This is a genomic window from Ornithinimicrobium sp. (assembly GCF_051004135.1).
GTDB lineage: Bacteria > Actinomycetota > Actinomycetes > Actinomycetales > Dermatophilaceae > Ornithinicoccus.
Window position 1 is genome coordinate 1 of the sequence record NZ_JBPCKQ010000099.1, and the last position, 3148, is coordinate 3148.

The following is a 3148-nucleotide window of genomic DNA, read 5'->3' on the forward strand; positions in this document are numbered from 1 at the left end:
CCGGCACCCTGGCCCCCAGCACCCCGGAGATCGGCTGCAGCGGGGTCGTCACCGATGTGCTCGACAAGGAGATCGAGATCCGGGCGGAGTGGGAGAACGAGGAGTCGACGGGGTGGCGGACCCTGGGACGCTCGACTCACCCGGCGGCGTGCTCGTCGCGCACGGCAGCATGACCTCGCAGGGGCTGCTCGACGAGCCTGAGTTCCCGCCCGGTGACTACCGCTGCGTGGTCCTCGTCGAGGGTGACGAGATCGGCGGTCACGACTTCACCGTGGGCTGAGCAGCGACCCTGGCGCCTGCATCGGGGGCGTGCTCGGCGACGAAGCGCAACACCTCCGTGTCGTCGACGCCGGGGAACACCCCGGGCGGCAGCACGGCGAGCAGGTGGGAGTGGGCCCGGGCGCTGGGCCAGACCCGGTCCGCCCACCGCTCCTGCAGCTCCGGCGGCGGCGTGGTGCAGCACCGCGGGTCGGGGCACCGCGAGGCGCTGCGCGCGGTGGTCTCTCGGCCCCGCATCCAGCGCACCTCGGCATAGGGCACCCCGACACTGACCGAGAAGGCCCCCGCGCTGGTCTGCTCCACGACCGCGGTGCACCAGTAGGTCCCGGTGCGAGTGTCGGTGTACTGCTGGTAGGCCTGCCCGGGCACCTGGTCGAACACGACCCGGGCCGTCCAGTGCCGGCATACCCGGGCCCCCTCGATCGCCCCGGTGGCATCCATCGGGAAGCGGACCCCGTCGTTCTCGTAGGCCTTGTAGATCACGCCGTCGGAGCTGATCCGCATGAAGTGCACCGGGATGTCCAGGTGCCGGGTGGCCAGGTTGGTGAAGCGGTGCGCCGCGGTCTCGTAGGACACCCCGTAGGTGTCGCGCAGGTCCTCCACGGCGATATCGCGCCGCTGCTTGGCGCCCTGTAGCAGCGGCACCGCCGACGACTGCGGCAGCAACACCGCGGCGGCGAAGTAGTTGATCTCCACCCGCTGGGCCAGGAACTCGGCGTAGTCGCGGGGCGCGGAGTGCTCCAGGGCCAGATGACCCAATGCCTGCAGCGCCACCGTGCGTGGATCGCGGGACCCCGCGCCCGCCGGACGGCTCACGGACGAGGAGCTCACGCGCTACCTGGTGCCGATCGTGGCCGACGCCGAGGCCGGCTTCGGCGGACCGCTCAACGTCTCCGAGCTGATGAAGTCGATGATCGCCGCCGGTGCCGCCGGGGTGCACTTCGAGGACCAGCTGGCCTCGGAGAAGAAGTGCGGCCACCTGGGCGGCAAGGTCCTGGTGCCCACCCAGCAACATGTGCGCACGCTGACCTCGGCCCGGCTCGCGGCCGACGCGCTCGACGTCCCCTCGCTGATCGTCGCGCGCACCGATGCTCTGGGCGCCGACCTGCTGACCAGCGACGTCGACCCGGTCGACCAGGAGTTCGTCACCGGCGAGCGCACCGGCGAGGGCTTTTACCGGGTGCGCAGCGGCATCGAGCCGGTGCTGGCCCGGGCCCGCGCCTACGCCCCGTATGCCGACCTGATCTGGGTGGAGACCGGCACCCCCGACCTGGGGCTGGCCCGCGAGTTCGCGCAGGAGAACCACCGGGACTTCCCCGACCAGCTGCTGGCCTACAACTGCTCGCCGTCGTTCAACTGGCGGGCCGCGCTGTCCGACGCCCAGATCGCGACCTTCCAGGACGAGCTGGCCGAGCTGGGCTACCGGTTCCAGTTCATCACCCTGGCCGGGTTCCACGCGCTCAACCACTCGATGTTCCAGCTGGCGCACGGCTATGCACGGGGCGGGATGAGCGCCTACGTGCAGCTGCAGGAGGCCGAGTTCGCGGCCGCCGAGCAGGGCTACACCGCCGTCAAGCACCAAGCCGAGGTGGGCACCGGCTACTTCGACGAGGTGAGTCGCGTCGTCAACCCCGGCAGCGGCACCCTGGCGCTGACCGGGTCCACCGAGTCCCAGCAGTTCCACTGAGCAACCGGCACCCGGAGGAGATCGCCATGATGACCACACCCACCTAGCATCACCTGCTCACTGCGCCGGTCCGCGAGACCGTGGGGAGCCTGCACCGCGCCTTCGAGCCACGGCGCCGCAGGTTGCTGGGCGAGCGCACCGAGCGGGCCGACCGGATCCGGATGGGCGACGACCTGGGGGTCCTGCCCAAGACCGCGGCACTGCGCGTCGACGACACGTGGCGGGTCCGCCCCGCTCCGGCGGACCTGGCCCAGCGCAGCGTCCCGTTGCTGCGTCGCTGGTCGACACCGTCCTGTTTGTCGCACATCAGGGCCCGGCTCTGCTCGAGCGGGGAAGCGCGCCCTACCTCTACCTGCCCAAGCTGGAGCACCACGCCGAGGCGACCTGGTGGGACGACCTGCTCGGCCGGCTGGAGAGTCTGCTGGGCCTTCCTCGTCACACGATCCGGTTGAGCGTGCTGGTCGAGACCGCTCCCGCGGCATACCAGCTGGAGGAGATCGTGCACGCGCTGCGCCACCGGGTGACGGCGCTGACCGCAGGGCGCTACGACTACGTCGCCTCCCACCTGCACCTGTATGCCGCGCGGCCCGACCACGTGCTGCCGGACCGGGAGGCCCTGACCATGTCCACCCGCTTCCTGCGGACCTACGCCGAGGTGATCGTGCACACGGCCCACCGGCGCGGGGTCCAGGCCATCGGCGGCCCGGTGGCGCAGGTGCCCTGCGGGTTAGCCGACGACGCCACCCACCGAGCGCTGGCCCGGGTCCGAGCGGACAAGACCCGGGAGGCCGGTCAGAGCTTCGACGGGGGGTGGGTGCTGCACCCGGCGCTGGTGCCGGTCACCCGGCAGGCCTTCGAGCAGGCCTTGGGCCATCCGGCACGGCCCGGGCCGAGGCGACCGGCGAGCTCGTCGGCGCCGGACTGGCGGCTGCTCGGCGACGTCGCGGACCTCAAGGCCACCCCGACCCTGGACGGGTTGCGCACAACCGTGCGGTCCTGCCTTCGCTACCTCACCGGGTGGCTGTCCGGTCAGGGCACGTGTGAGATCGAGGGCCACCTGGAGGACCTCGGCACGGTCGAGCTGGCCAGACTGCAGGGGTGGCAGTGGACCCACCACAGGGGTGGCACTGGCCGAGGGGCCCTGGGTGACCTCGGCGCTGACCGCACGGATCATGGCCGAGG

At 71.8% G+C, this 3148-nt stretch carries 1 protein-coding gene and 3 pseudogenes; 3 read left to right on the plus strand and 1 reads right to left on the minus strand.

The window, feature by feature from the left end:
* Window positions 1–258: 258 nt before the first annotated feature.
* Window positions 259–1065: pseudogene (locus tag ACR2FV_RS05705) on the minus strand (ImmA/IrrE family metallo-endopeptidase); the annotation flags it as partial.
* A gap of 49 nt (window positions 1066–1114) precedes the next feature.
* Between ACR2FV_RS05705 and ACR2FV_RS05710 the strand changes: the two are divergent.
* The 3 genes and pseudogenes from ACR2FV_RS05710 to ACR2FV_RS05720 all read left to right on the plus strand — a co-directional run.
* A pseudogene (locus ACR2FV_RS05710) lies at window positions 1115–1966 on the plus strand (isocitrate lyase/phosphoenolpyruvate mutase family protein); the annotation flags it as partial.
* Between the two features lie 53 nt (window positions 1967–2019).
* Window positions 2020–2151 (plus strand): annotated as a pseudogene (locus ACR2FV_RS05715) (hypothetical protein); the annotation flags it as partial.
* 32 nt (window positions 2152–2183) lie between these two features.
* On the plus strand, window positions 2184–3148 hold a 965-nt coding region (locus tag ACR2FV_RS05720), incomplete at its 3' end, for a DUF6986 family protein (RefSeq protein ID WP_434014732.1).